Raw genomic sequence first — 18,021 nt, forward strand, 5'->3', positions numbered from 1 at the left:
AAGCACGAAGAATGGCAGCCAGAGCGACTCACTTCGACGACTCCTGGTCGAGCCCGATGATCCGATCAGCATGCGCAGCAACGTCGCTCTGGACAATCGAGATTGATTTGTCCCGCTCAGCCAGCTCCTGCGTGAGAGAGGCAATCCTGGCCTTGCATTCCGAAAGTCGACTGTCGAGGCTCAGGATCAGCTCGTCACGCTCGACTGCGCCCCTGGTCAGGTTGGCAATCTGGGACCTCCGCTCAGAAACAGCACCGTCAATGTCGAGAATCCGTCGGTCGCGTGCCACCACGCCATGCCTCAACTCTGCGACATCCTCGAGTGAGAACACGTCGTGCTCGCCGGTCAACCGCACGAAATCCCTGATGCCAAAACCGTAAGCCGATTTGATCGCAACGCTCCTGACCGGATCGCTGATCGCCTCCTGCAGAAGCTGCAACGCAAAGAGCTTTGCATACGGCGGCAACGCCAACTCGAGCGCCACCATGCCCAGTGTAAACGGCAGATCGCTATCGTCTCCGCGATCGTATGCTTTCGCCTCGGGGAAGATTGCGCACAGATCGTCGAAGCTCAGAATGTCACGATAATTTTCGAGGAGCTCAAGATATTCGTAGGCGCTGCGTATCCGGCTGTCCCTGCGATAGCCGCTTGTGTTGGCTTCATTGTCACGAACACGGAAGCGGACAAGTTTCTCCGGCATCACGTGGATGTCATGCCTCATCAGCAGTCGTAACCACATGTCGAAATCATCGAACTGCCAGAGCCACGCTTTGTTGTAAGAGCCACATTCGCCATAGCATGACTTTCTGATCAGCACGCTTGGGTTGCACAACGCGTTGTCATGATTGAAGAAATAGCGCAACCATTCCTGGCGCGACCTGTTCGGCTGGTCGAAGGCGCTGAAATAGAAATGGGATGAATCACCGAATGGCAATCCATCCTCCCCTATGGCACAGGCACTGGTGAAAACCGCGCCGACCTCGGGGTGCTGGTCAAGGTGGGCTACCTGCTTGGCAAGCTTGTCGAGCTCCCAGACGTCATCTGAATGGTGAATCGCAATGAACTCACCGGCAGCGACGCCAGTCACGACATGCTTTGCCAGAAGATTGATTTCTCCATTCGCCCGGCTGCGGATTGCCCTGACTCTGGCATCCGAATAGTCATTGATCACCGCCCAGGAATCATCCATGGACACGTCATCAAGGATGATCAACTCCAAATCGGAATAACTCTGGTTCAGCACGCTATCGATCGCTTCGCGCAAATACTTTGCGTGATTGAACGATGTGAGGATCACGGATACCCGAGGCATTTCAATGCGACCTCACGACTTGTCCGGAATTTTTTGCCGTTCAGGATCGTTGCGCGCGGCAATGTCGCGCCGGACGGCCAAAATCGACCGATCCCGCTCGGATAGTTCCTGCGTGAGAATTTCAACCCTGGCCGCGCACTCCGAAAGTTGGCTGTCAAGGCTGAGAATCAGCTCGTCACGTTCGGCCTCACCCTTCGTCAGGTTGACGATCTGGGCCTCGCATTCGGTCAGGGCGTCGTGAATCTCGAGAATCCGTTGGTCCCGTGCCACTACGCCATGTCTCAACTCCGCAACTTCCTCGAGCGAGAACACGTCGTGCTCGCCGGTCAACCTAACCAAGTCCTTGATGCCAAAACCGTAAGCCGACTTGATCGCGGCGCTTCTGATCGGATCGCTGATCGCCTCCCGCAGTAGATCGAGTGCAAAGAGCTTCGCAAACGGCAGCGTCAACACTTCAAGCGCCGTAAGGCCAAGGGCGAACAGCAGATCCGTTTGCGTACCGCGATCGTACTTTTGCGCCTCCGGGAAGATGGCGCACACATCGACGAAACTTGGGATGTCGCGATAATTTTCCAGAAGCTTGAAATATTCGTAGGTACTGCGTACGCGACTGTCCCTGCGGTTGCCGCTTCTGTTGGCCTCATTTTCCCGAACCCGAAAGCGGACAAGCCTTTCCGGCAACACGCGGATGTCGTGCCTCAGCAACAGCCTCACCCACAAATCGAAATCGTTGATCTGCCAGAACCATGCCTTATATGAGCCGCATTCCATAAAGCATGATTTTCGGATCAAGGCACTCGGATCGCACAGCGCCCAGTTCCGGAGAAAATAGAATCGCAGCCATTCATGGCGCGGCCTGTCAAACTGATTGAATATGTGGAAGTAAGGATTGGACGAATCGCTCAGCAGAACCCCATTCTCGCCGATGGCTGACGCATCGGTAAAAACCGCACCAACACCGGGATTCCGATCAAGACAAGCCACTTGCTTGCTCAGCTTGTCCAGCTCCCAGACGTCATCCGAATGATGGATGGCGATGTACTCCCCTTCTGCGATATCGGCCACCACTTGGTTCGTCAGGAGATTGATTTCTCCATTTGACCGGCTGCGAATGGCTTTGATTCTTGTGTCCGAATAGCCATCGATCAACTCCCAGGAATCATCCGTGGAGATGTCATCCAGGATAATCAACTCGAAGTCGGAGTAGCTCTGGTTCAAGACACTATCAATCGCTTCACGCAGATATTTTGCGTGATTGTAAGATGTAAGGATTACCGACACCCGAGGCATTTCCATGCGCTCCCGAATTTCAATCACTGATTGCATGTGTTCAATTAAATAATTTCGGCGGAATAGCAATGATCTTAAGCATCAACTGATCTTTCAGCCCGGCCGCTCAATCAGACAGTCGTAGCGGTAATAGGCGCTCGTGAGACCGGTGTGCTGAGCCAAAAATCTCACGCGCAATCCAACTTCCTCGACCAGTGCTTGTATCTGTTGTTGTGACCACCAGGTACCCATGTGCGGCCTCCCTTCGGCTTCACGTTCCAGGTAATACGCCATCTTCCTCTCATCGTCGTAGAAGGCACTCAACCTGTCGGCATCGGGAACGCTTGCAATGAAGACTGCCTCGATACTCGGTGATTCCGCCAGAGTCCGAAGCAGGCGAGAGACTTCGCTGGAGTTGAGATGCTGCACCGAGACGAGCATGCAGACCTTGTTTGCTTCAGCAAAGAACGAAGGCTCCAGTGCCGAGACGTCCCTGGTGAGATATTGGACGTTGCTGGCAACGCCACGGCGTCTTGCGTGTTCGATCAACTTCTCCGAAAAGTCGACTCCGATCACGCTTGCGACTCCCGATGCAATGACCTCTGTAATCAACCCGTTGCCGCAGCATAGGTCTACGACTCGATCCGTTTCATCGAGGCGGAGTACCTGCCTCACCGTTTCGATCGTCAACTCGATCTGGCTCGCCCCCTCTTCGGCGCCGTTGATCGTCCGACCCACCTGCTTAAGCGGGGAGTCGGTGAACTTGTCCGCATTGGTGTCGTAGAGATCTTTCCAGTAGTTGCTCATGGCACGATTTCCTTGGTCTTGGCCATCGCCGCGCGGCGGAGCGGTACGGCTCGATTGATACTTGTGGAGTGGAGCGGGAAACGAGCGCCGAAATCCGACAACGCCAGTTCTGCCATGCTGCGTGACTGAACGGACGTTGCACGGATCGCGCCACGGTCGCTCATGTGCGATCCAGCTGGCCAACCGGCTCCACCGACTGTCCCGCCGGCACGATGGTTCGTGCCGACAGCAATTTGCTCGTCTCGGCTAGCCCGTTGAACATCATCACATCGATGATCGACAGCGACGGCTCGAATGACCCAGCGACCTGCGGGTAGGCCAGGCGCGGTGGCAGCAAGGCGCTGAGCGCGATGCCGTTGCGCTTGAGCTTCTCCTCATCCAGGAGGTGGATGCCGTTGGCCGGGTTGATGACTTCGGTTGCCCCCATGTGCAGCGCATGTACCAGCGCATAATCGCCGGATTCGGTTACTGTGCTGTAGTCGAATTCGCAATCCGACGAGACAACGATCTCGCTGCGAATCGACAGTGCCTCGCATAACGCCCGCACGATGCGGCAGTTCAGCGTACTGATGCCCTGCTCCTGGCCGCCGAAGAGCAAGGATTCGACGAGCTCCATCGTTTCACCGAAGTGCGGCGCCTTGGTCCTGTAGTGCGCGAGCTGATTGACGATTTTTGTTTTCCAGCCTGGCAGCGGCGCGATGTTCACGTCGCGGATCGCCGTATCGAGTGGATGTCTCGCGACCGGGACCTGGATGTACTGCCAGCTGCCGCCCTGCTTGAGGATGCGATTGCGGTTGATCCAGCCCCGGTTGATGTACTGCGCTTCGTCGAACAGCACGAAATAGTCCACCGCGGCGATCAGCTGCCAGTAGCCGAGGTAGGGGAAAAAGTAGGGCTGCATGCCCGCCAAACGCTTCATCGTGACTGGCCTGCCATGGCGATCAGCTCGATGACGCGATCCACCTGATCGTCTTCCAGCGCAGGATAGATGGGCAGGCAAATGACCTGGGAGGCCACCTGCGTGGCCTGTGGCAGGTTCTCGGGCTGCGCCGATGCCATCTGCGAGTACATTCCGAAGCTGCTGATCAGGGGATAAAAGTAGCGGCGCGCGATCACTCCGTTGTCCAGCAGCGATTGGTAGAGTGCATCGCGCGCCCGCGGGAAATGCGGCCGCACCAGGATCGGGAAGTACGCATGGTTTGGCCGGGATTCGCCGCTCGGCCCCACACAGTCGATACCATCGATACCGCGCAGCCCTTCGCGGTATCGATGGTCAATCTGCCGCCTGCGCTCGATGGCCGCATCCACGCCCTGAAGCTGCAGCAGCCCCAGGGCGGCATTGAACTCACTCATCTTCCCGTTGATGCCAGCCGTCACCACGGTGACCTCGTCAACAAACCCGAAGTTCTTGAGATGGTCGAGATGGCGCTTCATGCCTGCATCAGGCGAGACGATCGCTCCACCCTCGAAGGTGTTGAACACCTTCGTCGCATGAAAACTGAGGATGGACAGGTCTCCGTGTTCGAGCACGCTGCGACCGGCCAGTTCCACGCCGAAGGCATGTGCCGCGTCATAGATCACCCGTAGCCCGTGCTTGCGTGCGATGCGCTCGATGGCATGCACGTCGCAGGGATGGCCGTAGCAGTGGACGGCCAGGATGGCTGTCGTCGATGGCGTGATGGCGGCCTCGATCTGCCGCGGGTCGATGTTCAGTGTCTGGGGGTCGATGTCCACGAACTTGGGCGTGAGCCGATTCCATAGCAACGCGTGCGCAGTCGCCACGAACGAATAGGGGGTAGTGATGACTTCCCCCTGGATGTTCAGCGCCTGCAGCGCGGTGATGAGCCCGATCGTGCAATTGGTGAACAGCGAAACCTGTTCAACGCCAAGGTACCGGCACAGGGCATCTTCGAACTGTTCATGGAAAGGTCCTGCGTTAGTCAGGATCTTGCTTGCCCAGATTTTCTCGAGATACGGAAGGAACTGTTCCAATGGTGGCAGGACAGGCTGCGTCACATAGATGGGCTTGCCGTGATTCATCGGATCTCCGGTCATCGTCGATCACCGCCCATGCGGCAGGCATTTGATGTCGACTTCATTGTCGACGAAGGCCTTTGCCCAAAGACGACTGCCTTCGCGGCGCAACATCCTGAATACGATGGCATCATCGATCACGTCCAGGAATCGGGCTGACTGATCCTTGATGAGCGGGCTGGTGATCTCGAGCTGGATGCTGAAATTGCCTTCATGAAGAGGCAGGCGGGTCTTGTAGGTGACGATGTACCTGTCGCCGCTCCTGATGTTCAAGACATCGGCATCGGCAAGCGCGACATCGGCGCCGAGGATGTAAATTTTCTTGTCATCCAGGACGTAGTAGTTGACGGAAACGAGGTTCTCGTTAGTGGATGCCTCGAAGTGAATCCTTATCTGGATTGCCTGGTTGAACCCAACCTCGTCGATCGGGTTGCCATCTTCATCAAGCAGCTCGGCGAATCTGATCTTCGCGCCACCGTCACCGTAGCGGAAACAGGACACTCTGCTCTCGAATTCCTTGCCGGCCTTGAATTCGACCATGCTGCCCAGCGCCGGTTCGCCCGCAGAGGCCGCCACGGCCATCTCGGTGCTGGCCGATGAACTGGCTGACGCACATGCGGCGTTCATTTCTTCCCGCATGCGGCGGTTGTAGTGTTCGGCGACCTCACTGGCCGGTCCGATCTCCACGATGGCTCCATGCTCGAGATAGATCCCGCGCGAGCACAGTCCCTTCAGGGCCCCCAGGTCATGACTCACGAAAAGCACAGTGGTGCCGCTGTCCTGCAGCCTGGAAAGCGCGGTCATGCACTTCGCCTGGAAGGCCATGTCGCCTACGGCGAGCGCCTCGTCCACCACCATGATCTGCGGTGTCGACAGGATGTTCACAGCAAAGGCAAGGCGCAAATACATGCCGCTGGAGTAGGTCTTGACCGGCTGCTCCATGAACTGGCCGATATCGGCGAATGCCGCAATGTCGTCGAAGCGAGCATTGATCTCATCCTCGCTCAGCCCGAGTATCGCGCCGTTCATGTGGACATTTTCGCGGCCGGTGAACTCCGGATTGAACCCGCTGCCAAGCTCGAGCAGGGCAGCGATGCGACCATGCGTTTCCACTGTGCCGCTGGTAGCCTGGAGCGTGCCGCAAATGAGCTGGAGCAAGGTGGACTTGCCGGATCCGTTGCGACCCAAGATGCCGACGGTCTCGCCTTTCCTTACTTCGAACGAGGTGTCCCTGAGTGCCCAGAATTCCCGGTAAAACATCGGCGTGGAAACATTGATCGCGGGGAACGCCTTGCTCACCCGATGCAAGGGGCGGTAGAGCTTCGGAACGACATATTGCTTGAGCCGGTCGCTGGGCTTGTCGTAGATCTGAAAGCATTTGCTGAGATTGCTGACCTGGATTGCTATGTCATTCATGCCGGAAGGCCGTTCACCTGAATAATCTTGTTGTTGAGGATCGTTCCACTGCGTGGCTTCGAGCAGCGCGGCCAGATTTCATATTCGTCAAGCAAGCGGCATGCCCGATCAGCCTCAGAGGACATCCGCGAATCCTCCCTTGGTCTTCTGGAACCAAGCAAAGCCGATCCACGCAACAAAAACCGACAGGACCGTGTAGATCGCGAGCGGCAGAAGATCGGGCAGCCTTCCCCATATCAGCAGGTCGCGCGTCATCTCGACAGGAAGGGTGACCGGATTGAACTGCAGCAGATGCCGGTAAGCCGCCGGCAGCGCCGTGACGGGGTAGAAGATCGGGGACAGGAACATCAGCACCGTGGTGGCGATGCCGATGAACTGCGAAACGTCACGCAGGTAGACCCCCAGTGACGCCAGCATCCAGCTCAATCCAAGTATGAGCAGGATGAAGGGTACGATGACCAGCGGCAGCAGCAGCGCGGTCAGCGGCGGCAGGCCAAACAGGACCAGATAGGCCAACAGCCACACGCCCAGGCCGATCATGGCGTGGAACAAAGCGGATCCGACGATGACACAAGGCAGTATTTCCAGTGGGAAAACCACTTTCTTGACGTAGTTGGTGTTGGGAAGGATCAGCCCCGGAGCGCGATTGATACATTCGGCAAACAGGTTGAATACGGTGAGCCCGGCAAACAGCACGATGGCGAACTGTGTCTTGGATTCGTTGCCAGCGTCCCAGCGCGCCTTGAAGACCACACTGAAGACGAAGGTATAGGTCACCAGCAGCAGCAGCGGATTGAAGAAGGACCACAAGATGCCCATGAACGACCCGCGATAGCGGCCGAGCACTTCGCGCCGGATCATGGCGCGGAGCAATCGGCGGTTGTCCCAGATGCTGCTGACGACATCTCTGGGGGATACGGCGAAATTTGACATCAGGCGATCTGCTTTGCGTTGTTCCGGGAGCCGCCCGATCGGTGGTCGACGAAACAGCGGCGCCACAGCGATGATGAGCATGAATGCTCATGCTGGCCTGGGGTGGCGTTCAATGAGTGTCTATCGGAAGGCATGGGAATTCGTATTGCTATGAAATGCGGGCGATCATGCCAGCACCGGCTTGGTGTTTGCGTGGACGAACGTGTCATCGAGGGTGGCCACGGAATCCGCTTTCCGGGAAGTTCTTCCGCCTGTCCGGGACAGACGGTTGGCGGTCCGTCAGGATTTCCCTGACAGTGCGGATGCCGCCATCAGGCGCTTGCAGCGATAGCCATCACCGGCAATTGTTCACGTATGCCAGGAGTATTGAAAGCGAAAACCTTGCCATTGCCAGCCGGGCTCTCGATGGTCTGACGCAACCAGTCGGCGAAACGTGCAAGGCCCTGCTCGAAACTGATCTGGGGACTCCAGTTCAGCGATCGGCTGGCCCGTTCGATGTCCAACACATTGCGCGGCACATCGAATGCCCTGGCGGGCAGATATTTGCGTGAAACGGGCGCACCGCAAACCCGTTCGATGGCATCGATCACCTGATTCAAGCTCAATCCGTAGCCCATGCCGATATTGAAGATACGCTCCGTACCCTGGTGGCCGGCCGCCGAGATCAGGGCACTGACCACGTCCTCGACGTAGATATAGTCACGAACGGTTGTGCCGTCACCCCAGATCTCGATGGGCTCCCCTTTCAGGGCCTTGTCCAGGAACACGGCCACGGCACCCTGGCTGCTGCGCGTGCGCTGGCGTTCGCCGAACGGATTGGCGAGGCGCAGGATCGCGTAATCGAGCCCGTGCAATCGGTGGAAGAGGTGAAGGTACTTCTCTATGGCCAGCTTGCCGATGCCGTACGAGCATATGGGATCGGTGGAATCCGTTTCCCTGAGAGTAGCTGCCCCCGGGATGCCGTATACGGTCCCGCCCGATGAGGCAAACACGACCTTTTGAACGCCGGCTTTGACCGCGTGTTCAAGCATGCGAAGCGTGCCCGCCAGGTTGCTTTCGATGTCAGCAACAGGATTGGCATTGGAAGGAGCCGGCGTTGTGGTCGAGATCAAATGGAAACAGACATCGCAGTCCGCCATGGCGGCCCTGACGTCTTCATCGTTGAGGAATTCCCCGGCGAACAATTCGAAATTGGGAGAAGACCGGTGTGGCCAGTCGATGGGCAAGGCACGAGGGTGATCAAAGCAGCGCACTATGTGACCCGCTGCAAGCAGACCATCCACAAGATGTGAACCGATGAATCCCATCCCACCCAGGACAAGGTATCGCTTGGGCAGGTTAGCCCCGCCTCTTACCAGTTTGTTCACTCTTACAGCCCCCTGATGCAAACAACATCGCGACAGATGTGGGTCAAATGGAGAACCATGACCATCTTGTGCGCGACCACAATTCGGCAGAGTGGGGTCAAGACCGGAGTTCCGAGTCCATCGCTGCCCCCGCACTACACAAACCTCAGATGAATCTGTGATCTACTTAGCAATTGACATGCCATGTAGCCACGGCACCTCAATAATGTGATGTATATCACATCAGCGTGACTGCGCCACGTCGCATGAACTTGCGATATCCCTGACCTGTCGTTTCTGGGCACCTTTCGCCTGAATTGGGCACGACGCCCTGTATCTGGGTGTCGCTTTCGCACAAATCGGCACACGCGACATGAGAGGTCGTCGGGTTGCTCTTGAATTCGGAACCCGATGGAAATCAGGCCGTCAAAGTACTGTTCGGTGTGCCCGCATCTCGGCAGGATTGATGGTACCGATGACATCAGACATCCGGGTTTCAACCACCAACCGAGCTACTGAAGCCGAGCAGTCTCTCAACGCTTGCAGAGGTGCGACCATCGCCCGCTGGCTTGCCCAGCGGGCCGTCACCGCCGCGGATTCTTTCGGTTTGTCCGAAGCAGGCAGGGAAGGTTCGGGGGCGGAAGCGAAGTTCGAGGCGGATGCGAAGAGAGTGTTCTGTGCTAGGAGGGGCACAGAACTGTCACAAGAAGAATGGTGCGCCCGGCGGGATTCGAACCCACGACCCCTGCCTTCGGAGGGCAGTACTCTATCCAGCTGAGCTACGGGCGCATGTATGGCCGCGCGTGGCAACAAATGGCTGGAGGCCTGCACCACGGGGGAGCAAAGTATAGCCGAGTTGCCGTAGGGCGTGGATGAGCAATGAGGGCCGCCGAGCCTGCTGCTGGCGGCAGAATGGTCGCAGCCAGCCAAGACAGAGTGGCCTCGGTCGGGATACACATTCCCTGCGAATCGCCGCAGGTCATGAAGCGTCGCGACTGAAGCCACTCCCGCAATTTGCGTCTCGAAGCTTGCCTCAACGTGCCTTGAGCAGGTCAGCCAGAGTGTCGGGCTTGCTGGTATCGCGCACCAGGTGCGGATACTTCAGGCCGTCGTGGTAGTCGATGCGCACGGTCTTGTACTCGTCGAAATTCTTCACCAGCAGTTCGACCGCCTGGCTCCGGTCTTTTGCGGCGGCAGTGACGGCGTCCTTGAGCCCGTCGGCGTCATAGTCGTGGCCGTTGACGGCGATCACGGTCATGCCCGGCGAGATGCCTGCCTTGAACGCCGGACCGTCCCACAGCACGTCGTTGATGCTGCCGCCCTTGCCGATCGAGAGACCAAGTGAATAGGTGAGATCGGCAAAGTGGCGCCGTGCCTCGAACGCCTTCACGGCGTCGGACGGCTTGTCGTTGTAGACCAGCGTCCAGCCATGCGACTCGAGACCACCGGTCAGCGGGCCGTGACCGTCCAGCCGCGTGCGCAGGTATTTCGCCCAGTCGTACGGCGCGATGTCGTTGAGCGTTTTCACCACATCCTCGAAGGTGTAGGTGTCGACGTCCCACTTTCCGGGATTGACGCCGAAGAATGCCTTACCGAAATCGTCGATGCTCTTCCTGCCAGCGGAAAGCTCACGCAACTTGCCGTCGACGTCGAGCCAGATCATCTGGCCAGCCGAATAGTAGTCCTCGCTGCCCTGGTAATTGCGGTACGGCAGCGGCGCGCGCTGGGCGATGATCGGATCATTGGTGGTGTCCTGCACGTTGCGGAAACTGGCCAAGCCCGGACGACCCTTGTCGTAGGTGGCGGCGACCAGGGCGAGCATGTCGCGGGTCTGGTCGGCATCCCACAAACCAGAACGCGCCGCCATCACCTGGCCCCAGAACTGGGTCTGGCCCTCGTATACCCATAGCAGGGTGTCGCTCATCGGCACGTTGTAGTTGGGTGTGGCCAGGTCCGCGCCGCGGCGGTACTTGCCGTCCCATGAATGGTTGAATTCGTGCGAGAACAGGTCGCGACTCATCGCGTTCTTCTTCCACTCGGTGAAGAAGTCGGCACCGGTGCCGTCCTCGCTGGAGCGGTGGTGCTCCAGACCATTGCCGCTCATCTTGTCGCTGAGCGAGACCAGGAAGTCGTAGTGGTCGTAGTGGTGTGCGCCATACATCTTGTACATCTGCTGGACCAGATTCTGGAACAGCTTGACCTGCTCCGGCTTGATATCCAGATACTTTGCGTCATCGGCGACGATGTCCATGTGCACCGGCGCCGAGGCACCCGGATCCAGATCCACACGCTTGAAATACTTGCCGGCGTAGATCGGCGAATCGACCAGGTCATCGTAATTGATCGGCTTGAAGTTCAGCGTGTCGCCGTCCTTCGAGGCGACCTCCAGCGCGGTGCCGGCCTGCCAGCCGGCGGGCAGGGTCGCGCTGGGCTCGGTATTGATCTGGCGGGCGTAGTAACCGGCCGGATACACGGTCACCGCGTTCCATTGCAGGTTGAGCATCTCCGGCGTCATCACCACGCGCCCCTGGCGCTGGTCCTGCGGCGACAGGAACTGGAAGGTCACGTCCACACTGGTCGCACCCTGCGGCACATCGACGTGGAAGGCATAGACATCGAGCGGATCACGCGTCCACGGCAACACCTGCCCGTTCGCCTTCACCACCAGGCCGGCCATCTTGTCGATCGGACCGGTCGGAGAGTGGTTGCCGGGAATCCACTGCGGATACAGCAGGGTGAGCGGGCCCGCGGCGGCCGGCACCGTCTCGTGCACGCGGAAGATGCGGTGGGCCAGGTCGGTGGCATCCACATTGATCTTCAGAGTGCCCTGATAGGGCACATTCTGCGGTGCAGGGACATCCGCCAGCGCGGTGAAACTGGCCAGCCCGAAGGCGGCAACGGCAAGGGCGGAAGCGAGGCGGGTGACTTTCAAATGCATTCTCCGGCGAAGATGGGTATCGATCAGGCCCGTGATCCGCCGGCCGCCAAGGTCGCCAGATCGGTGGGGAATCCCTGCCGTGAAAGCTGTCGCGGCAGGGACTCAAGCCGTCGATGCTAGACCGGTCCTGCTGCGCTTAACCCATGCCGAAGGTCATGAATGCGGGCTGCCCCTCCCTCCGTCACCGTACTTTCGGGGGTCATGGCACCCATCTTGCTCCAGGCATTCGGTGTTCCCATCAGTCCGGTTCGCCCTTATCCGCATGCGCCCCTTGTTCACCAACCGGCAGCCCACCGACAACCCCGACCAGCACCGCGATTACACGCGCTATCTGGCGCAACGGATGGGGCCGATGATCCACGCGCTGATGCTGGTGGCCGGGCTGGCCTATCTGGTGGCGATGGTTGCCGGCACACTCGTTCACGCTTCGCCACTACCGTTGTCACTGCGGTTGGTCCCGGTGCTTCCGTTGCTGCTGGTGGCTGCGGTGGCCCGGCGCGTGCAGCATCCGCGCCTGCTCAGCCTGCTCGCCTTGCTGTGTGTGGCGCTGCTGGAGATCGGCGTCAATCTCGACGGCATCGGTCACCTGCCGGGCCAGCCATGGATCATGCCGGGCCTGTTGCTGCCGGTAGCGTCGTCGGTGGTCTGGCTGGAAACCTGGGACTTCGCGATCGCAATGGCGCTATGCGCATTCGGGCCGTTGCCGATGCTGCTGTCCAGCTCCACCAGCGGCATGCACATGGTGCAGTACCTCGTCTACATGGTGATCGCCATCGCGCTGTCGACCGTGTTGCGTGGCTTCATGGCTCGCACCCTGTTCGAACAGTACCGGCTGGAACGCCAGCTGCGCGAGCAGGTCAATACCGACGGCCTCACCGGCCTGCTGCTGCGCAACCGCTTCCTCGAGCTGGGGCGGCTCGCCTTGTGCGACATCAGCCGCCAGCAGAAACCGGCATGCATGCTGTTCCTGGATGCCGACCATTTCAAGCAGCTCAACGACGATCATGGGCACGCCGCAGGCGATGCCGCACTGATTGCACTGGCTGCGACTCTCCGTGCACAGATGCGCCAGACCGACCTGATCGGCCGCATCGGTGGTGAGGAATTCGCGCTGTTGCTGCCGGGACTCAACCTGCGCCAGGCCGGCGAGCGTGCCGAGCAGTTGCGGCTGGCCATGCACTCGATCCAGCGCCCCGACGGCGCGCTGACCGTCAGCATCGGCGTTGCCGAATGCAATCATGTCGACGAGGCGATCGAGAGCCTGCTGGCACGTGCCGATCAGGCCATGCGCCGCGCCAAGAACGGTGGGCGCGACCGCGTCGTCAGTGGCTGATCGAACCGTTCACGTGCCTCGCGATCCGCTGGCGTCCGCCAGCTTGCTGTGCCGGACGCCGTAGCCGAAATAGATCAGGCAGCCCAGCGCCATCCAGATCACGAAACGTTCGTAGGTGATCCACGGCAGGCCATAGATCAGCACCGCGGAGAACACGATACCCAGCGGCGCCGTGAACCATACCGCCGGCGTGCGGAAGTTGCGCTGCAGTTCCGGGCGGCGCGCGCGCAGCAGCATGATCGAGCCGCAGATGATGATGAACGCGCTCAGCGTGCCGATGTTCACCAGTTCAGCCACCTCGCCGATCGGCAGCAGGCCGGCGACGAGTGCCGTGAACAGGCCGAGGAGGATGGTCGGCCGTGCCGGCGTGCCGAAGCGCGGACTGACCTTGGCGAACCAGCCCGGCAGCAGACCATCGCGCGCCAGCGCAAACCAGATCCGTGCCGCACCCAGCATGAAGGCGAACAGCACGCTGGTGACGCCGATCACCGCGGCGATCGCGATGATGATGCTGAGCCAGTGCAGCCCGATCGATTCGAACGCATCGGACACCGACGCATCGCCGCCGAGGTGGCTGTACGGCGTGATGCCGGTGAGCACCAGCGACACCGCGATGTACAGCACCATCGCGATCGCCAGCGACAGCAGCACCGCGCGCGGCAGGTCGCGCTGCGGATGCTTCGCCTCCTCCGCCGCCGTGGTCAGCGTGTCGTAGCCGAACACCGCGAAGAACACCACGCTGGCGCCGGTCAGCACGCCCTGCCAGCCGAAGTGGCCGAGTCCGGTGGTGGCATCGACGATGCGCGCGGGGATGAACGGATGCCAGTTCGCGGTGTTGATGTAGAACACACCCACCAGCACTACCAGCAGCACGCCGATCACCTTGATCGTCACCACCGCCGTGTTGAAGCGCGCGCCCCACTCGGTGCGCACGGTCAGCAGCACCGCCACCGCCACCGAGACACCAGCGGCAATCACGTTGAAACGGTGGCCGTCGCTCGGTGCGGCGATCGCGGTCGTACCATGCACGCCGAAGACCTGCTGCAAATAATACTGCATAGTCTGCGCGCTCATGCTCTGCTGCGCCCACTCCGGCAGATGCACGCCGGCGGAGTTCAGCAGCACCTGCACATAGCCGGACCAGCCGATCGCCACCACCGCGACCACCAGCGCGTACTCCAGCAGCAGGTCCCAGCCAATGATCCAGGCGACGAACTCGCCGAGCACCGCGTAACCATAGGTGTAGGCGCTGCCGGTAACCGGGATCAGCCCGGCGAACTCGGCGTAGCAGAGTGCGGCGCAGGCACTGCCGAGACCCGCAATAATGAAGCTGAGCGCCACTGCCGGGCCCGCATTGCTGGCCGCCTGCTGGCCGGCCAGCACGAAGATGCCGACGCCAATGATGCCGCCGATACCGATCGCGGTGAGCTGCCAGAGGCCCAGCACACGGCGGAAATCGGCACGCGAGCCGACCTCCGCCTGCAGCTGTTCGACGGATTTGTGGCGCAGCAATTTGCTGAGAAAGCTCATTGACGGTGACCCTGGTCGGTTGGGCAAACAGTGGCCGATGATAGCGAATGATCGCTGGAGCGCCATGCGGCAATGCAGCTCCCCGAACCGACTGGCTGAAATCGGCAGTCGTCGAATCGACCCACTTTTCGCAACAAAGCGGACTACCATCGCTCATCGGAACCTCTCGATGCGGCGAAGTCAGGAGTATGTGATGCCCGGACACGACGACATGCAGATCACGGTGAGCGAAAACGGCCCCTACCTGGTGGCTGGCTCGATTCCGCTTTCCAGGTTCACCATCGGTGTCGATCAGCAGGGAGGCTCGGCCGAATGGCTGCCCGGCCCGCCAATCCCGGCTGCCGCGACGTATGCGCTGTGCCGCTGTGGGCAGTCCAGGCGCAAGCCGTTCTGCGATGGCAGCCACGCGAAGACGGGATTCGATGGCCGTGAAACCGCCAGTCGCAAACCCTATCTGCAGCAGGCGACCTTGACCGAGGGGCCGGCATTGTCGCTCACCGATGCCGAGCCCTTGTGTGCCTTCGCCCGCTTCTGCGATCCGAACGGCCAGGTGTGGAACCAGGTACGGCGCAGCGACGACCCCGCCATCGCCGAACAGTTCGTGCGCCAGGTCAACGACTGTCCGGGCGGGCGTCTGCGCGCGTGGCAGCGCGGCGACAACGAGCCGCTGGAAGCCGAACTGCCGCCGTCCATCGGCTTGATCGAAGATCCACAGCAGCAGGTCAGCGGCCCGCTGTGGGTGCGCGGGATGATCCGACTCGTGGGCGCCAATGGCCACGCCTACGAAGTGCGCAACCGGGTGACCCTGTGTCGCTGCGGCGCCTCGCGCAACAAGCCGTTCTGCGATGGAAGCCATGCCGCAGACGAGGTGAAGTTCCGGGACGGCTTGTAACGGTTGGCTGATCCGCCGCGCTCATCCGGTCGAGTCGTTCAGCTCGCCGGAGCAGCCCTCAGCTTGCGGTGGCGTCGCGGTGCAGCGCGATGGGCCGCTGCGCACCACCCAGCCACGGCAACACCAGGGCGCTGAGCCCGAACACTGCGGCAAACGCCAGCGCGATATGGCCGTCCAGATGGCCGATGCCGAACCAGCGACCACTGAGTACCGGCACCAGCGCCGTCGCCAGCACGCGCACGCCCTCCACCCACAACGCCCAGCGCCGCCCTTCCATCAGCGCGCCAAGCACCCACAGGCTGATCACCAGATACGCCGCATAAGCCAGCAGGGCGGACAAACTCGCTGCGCCGGCCATGCCGAGAAACTGCGTGGTCATGCCCAGCAGCAGGGCAAACTGCAGCAACGCGTAAATCGTCAGCGCCCGGGACAGCGGCGGGTTGAAACGCTCGGCGATCATCGTGAAGGCCGGCTTCGGGTAGCGCGCGGTGAGTTCGGCCGGCCGCCAGCCCGGCGGCTTCAGCCACAACAGCAGCTTGTCGCGCCAGCGCCGCGCATGCCACATGTCCACCGCCGTCTTCCAGTACACCTCGGCGTTCGCCCATAGCGGGTTCCAGCTGCGCAGCGGCGAGCGTGTGCCGTACACCGGCGGATCGTTGTCGTCTTCCTCGACGAAACTGCCGAACAGGCGGTCCCACAGGATCAGGATGCCGCCGTAGTTGCGGTCGAGGTAACGGTCGTTCACCGCGTGATGCGCACGATGGTTGGACGGCGAGCAGAACACCCGGTCGAACCAGCCAAGCCGACCGATCTGCTCGGTGTGCACCCAGAACTGGTACAGCAGGTCGATCAGCGCCACGATCACGAACACCTTGAGCGGCACGCCGAGCAACGCCAGCGGCAGATAGAACAGCCAGCCCAGCAAGGCGCCGCTGCCGGTCTGGCGCAGCGCGGTGGACAGGTTGTAGTGCTCGCTCTGGTGATGCACCACGTGCGCGGCCCACAGGATGTTCACCTCGTGCCCCATGCGGTGCAGCCAGTAGTAGCAGAAGTCGTACAGCAGCAATGCACCAGCCCACACCCACAAGCTGTCCGCCGGCAGCGTGAACAGCGCCAGATGCTGCACGCACCAGGCATAGATGCCGAACGTCAGGAGTTTGCTGAACACACCGACGATCTGCGAGATCACGCCAAGGCCGATGCTGTTGACCGTATCGCCACTGGCATAGGCGCGGCGACCGCGCAGCTTGGCCACCAGCAGCTCGATCGCGATCAGCAGAAAGAACACCGGGGTAGCCCAGGTGATGATGAGTTCCTGTGTATTCACTGCGCTGCGCCTGCCTCGACCGTCATGTCGCTACGCTGCACCGAGCGTGCGATCCACCACATGGCCAGATAATACGTCGATAACACCCACAGGCTCGATAACGGGATCGCGGCATGGAAGCGGTTCCACGCCAGCAGGCTGTCGCTGAGCATGAACAGCACGGCGCCGACCGCGGCCCGACGAGCGCAGCCGGCCTGTGCATCGCCACGCCGCGCGAACATTCCGGCACGCGCCAGTGCCTGGCCACCCATGCTGGACAGCACCACGACATAGACGATCACCGGCAGCCGCAATGCTGCACCGATGGAATCCCACAACAGCCACAGATTGATCGCAGCGTAGCCCCAGCTGGCGAGCAGCCACAGCGGTCGCACGGCAAAGCGGCTGTCGCCGAGGAACGCGGCAAGAAAGCACAGGTGACCGCACAGGAAGGCCACCAGCCCTGGCACGAACAGATCCTGCGGCAACATCAACAACACGTCGCCGAACAGCGAACAGACGATGCCGGCCGAAATCCAGCGCCGGTAGCGCGTCGACAGCACCGGCTGTGCGCTCCATGCCAGCAGCAGGATCAGCGCCGTAGCCAGCGGCTTGCACAGCCAGTGCAACATCCGCCAGCCATCAACCGCCGCGGGGCCAGCCAGAAGAGCGCCAAGGATCGCCGCAGCCGCCCCAACTCCTGTGAACGCAGCAAGTCTTCGACGTCCCGCCGCGGAGCTGACAACCGATGACAAAACAGACATGCGTGCCCCTGCGAAACCGGATCGCCTGTCGATCATAGTCACTACATGACTGCAATTCACAACTACGTCCATCGGTGACCGTTCTGAAACGCATACGGCATGGCCCGCAAAGGCCACGCCGTCATGTGCAGACGATCAGCT

General features: G+C 60.6%; 15 protein-coding genes and 1 tRNA gene. 2 read left to right on the plus strand and 14 right to left on the minus strand.

The window, feature by feature from the left end:
* Positions 1–28: 28 nt before the first annotated feature.
* The 11 genes from B0E50_RS07965 to B0E50_RS08010 all read right to left on the minus strand — a co-directional run bounded on the left by B0E50_RS07965 (position 29) and on the right by B0E50_RS08010 (position 12,049).
* Positions 29–1,297 (minus strand): glycosyltransferase, encoded by a 1,269-nt coding sequence (locus B0E50_RS07965; RefSeq protein ID WP_168170844.1) that lies wholly within the window; start codon positions 1,295–1,297, stop codon positions 29–31.
* Between the two features lie 27 nt (positions 1,298–1,324).
* Positions 1,325–2,638: a glycosyltransferase gene (locus B0E50_RS07970; RefSeq protein ID WP_077440664.1), complete on the minus strand. Its 1,314-nt coding sequence runs from the start codon at positions 2,636–2,638 to the stop codon at positions 1,325–1,327.
* Between the two features lie 57 nt (positions 2,639–2,695).
* Complete coding sequence (locus B0E50_RS07975) at positions 2,696–3,388, minus strand: class I SAM-dependent methyltransferase (RefSeq protein WP_077440665.1); 693 nt, start codon at positions 3,386–3,388, stop codon at positions 2,696–2,698.
* A complete protein-coding gene (locus B0E50_RS18170; RefSeq protein WP_168170845.1) occupies positions 3,385–3,552 on the minus strand; it encodes a hypothetical protein in 168 nt (55 codons plus the stop codon). Before B0E50_RS18170 ends, B0E50_RS07975 begins: the two co-directional genes overlap by 4 nt.
* Entirely contained in the window at positions 3,549–4,307 is a 759-nt protein-coding gene (locus B0E50_RS07980; RefSeq protein WP_077440666.1) for a WbqC family protein, read from the minus strand. Before B0E50_RS07980 ends, B0E50_RS18170 begins: the two co-directional genes overlap by 4 nt.
* On the minus strand, positions 4,304–5,428 hold the full coding sequence (locus tag B0E50_RS07985) for a DegT/DnrJ/EryC1/StrS family aminotransferase (RefSeq protein WP_077440887.1): 1,125 nt from the start codon (positions 5,426–5,428) through the stop codon (positions 4,304–4,306). The genes B0E50_RS07980 and B0E50_RS07985 overlap by 4 nt, the downstream gene beginning before the upstream one ends.
* A gap of 21 nt (positions 5,429–5,449) precedes the next feature.
* Positions 5,450–6,838 carry an ABC transporter ATP-binding protein gene (locus B0E50_RS07990; protein WP_077440667.1) on the minus strand — a complete coding sequence of 463 codons (1,389 nt, stop codon included), beginning with the start codon at positions 6,836–6,838 and terminating at the stop codon, positions 5,450–5,452.
* Positions 6,839–6,952: 114 nt separating this feature from the next.
* Positions 6,953–7,852 (minus strand): ABC transporter permease, encoded by a 900-nt coding sequence (locus B0E50_RS07995; RefSeq protein WP_343124518.1) that lies wholly within the window; start codon positions 7,850–7,852, stop codon positions 6,953–6,955.
* 230 nt (positions 7,853–8,082) lie between these two features.
* Positions 8,083–9,138: an NAD-dependent epimerase/dehydratase family protein gene (locus B0E50_RS08000; protein WP_217343253.1), complete on the minus strand. Its 1,056-nt coding sequence runs from the start codon at positions 9,136–9,138 to the stop codon at positions 8,083–8,085.
* 691 nt (positions 9,139–9,829) lie between these two features.
* Positions 9,830–9,906, minus strand: a tRNA-Arg gene (locus B0E50_RS08005).
* 244 nt (positions 9,907–10,150) lie between these two features.
* A complete protein-coding gene (locus tag B0E50_RS08010; RefSeq protein WP_077440889.1) occupies positions 10,151–12,049 on the minus strand; it encodes a M61 family metallopeptidase in 1,899 nt (632 codons plus the stop codon).
* Positions 12,050–12,317: 268 nt separating this feature from the next.
* Here B0E50_RS08010 and B0E50_RS08015 point away from each other — a divergent pair, with 268 nt between their 5' ends.
* A complete protein-coding gene (locus B0E50_RS08015; RefSeq protein WP_077440669.1) occupies positions 12,318–13,388 on the plus strand; it encodes a GGDEF domain-containing protein in 1,071 nt (356 codons plus the stop codon).
* Positions 13,389–13,397: 9 nt separating this feature from the next.
* Here B0E50_RS08015 and B0E50_RS08020 read toward each other — a convergent pair whose 3' ends face one another.
* Positions 13,398–14,918, minus strand: a complete 1,521-nt coding sequence (locus tag B0E50_RS08020) for an amino acid permease (RefSeq protein ID WP_077440670.1) — start codon at positions 14,916–14,918, stop codon at positions 13,398–13,400.
* Positions 14,919–15,111: 193 nt separating this feature from the next.
* Between B0E50_RS08020 and B0E50_RS08025 the strand changes: the two genes are divergently transcribed.
* Entirely contained in the window at positions 15,112–15,810 is a 699-nt protein-coding gene (locus tag B0E50_RS08025) for a CDGSH iron-sulfur domain-containing protein (RefSeq protein WP_077440671.1), read from the plus strand.
* A 58-nt stretch (positions 15,811–15,868) separates the two neighbouring features.
* Here B0E50_RS08025 and B0E50_RS08030 read toward each other — a convergent pair whose 3' ends face one another.
* Positions 15,869–17,137: a sterol desaturase family protein gene (locus B0E50_RS08030; RefSeq protein WP_077440672.1), complete on the minus strand. Its 1,269-nt coding sequence runs from the start codon at positions 17,135–17,137 to the stop codon at positions 15,869–15,871.
* Positions 17,134–17,880 carry a lysoplasmalogenase gene (locus B0E50_RS08035; protein ID WP_139350798.1) on the minus strand — a complete coding sequence of 249 codons (747 nt, stop codon included), beginning with the start codon at positions 17,878–17,880 and terminating at the stop codon, positions 17,134–17,136. Before B0E50_RS08035 ends, B0E50_RS08030 begins: the two co-directional genes overlap by 4 nt.
* Between the last annotated feature and the right edge of the window lie 141 nt (positions 17,881–18,021).

It is taken from the genome of Rhodanobacter sp. C01 (assembly GCF_002001045.1).
Taxonomy (GTDB): domain Bacteria; phylum Pseudomonadota; class Gammaproteobacteria; order Xanthomonadales; family Rhodanobacteraceae; genus Rhodanobacter.

Coding starts and splice junctions, on each gene's coding strand:
- B0E50_RS07970 (WP_077440664.1), bottom strand. CDS start 2,638: ATGCAATCAGTGATTGAAATTCGGGAGCGCATGGAAATGCCTCGGGTG.
- B0E50_RS07975 (WP_077440665.1), bottom strand. CDS start 3,388: ATGAGCAACTACTGGAAAGATCTCTACGACACCAATGCGGACAAGTTC.
- B0E50_RS18170 (WP_168170845.1), bottom strand. CDS start 3,552: ATGAGCGACCGTGGCGCGATCCGTGCAACGTCCGTTCAGTCACGCAGC.
- B0E50_RS07980 (WP_077440666.1), bottom strand. CDS start 4,307: ATGAAGCGTTTGGCGGGCATGCAGCCCTACTTTTTCCCCTACCTCGGC.
- B0E50_RS07985 (WP_077440887.1), bottom strand. CDS start 5,428: ATGAATCACGGCAAGCCCATCTATGTGACGCAGCCTGTCCTGCCACCA.
- B0E50_RS07990 (WP_077440667.1), bottom strand. CDS start 6,838: ATGAATGACATAGCAATCCAGGTCAGCAATCTCAGCAAATGCTTTCAG.
- B0E50_RS07995 (WP_343124518.1), bottom strand. CDS start 7,852: ATGCTCATCATCGCTGTGGCGCCGCTGTTTCGTCGACCACCGATCGGG.
- B0E50_RS08015 (WP_077440669.1), top strand. CDS start 12,318: ATGCGCCCCTTGTTCACCAACCGGCAGCCCACCGACAACCCCGACCAG.
- B0E50_RS08020 (WP_077440670.1), bottom strand. CDS start 14,918: ATGAGCTTTCTCAGCAAATTGCTGCGCCACAAATCCGTCGAACAGCTG.
- B0E50_RS08025 (WP_077440671.1), top strand. CDS start 15,112: ATGCCCGGACACGACGACATGCAGATCACGGTGAGCGAAAACGGCCCC.
- B0E50_RS08035 (WP_139350798.1), bottom strand. CDS start 17,880: ATGTCTGTTTTGTCATCGGTTGTCAGCTCCGCGGCGGGACGTCGAAGA.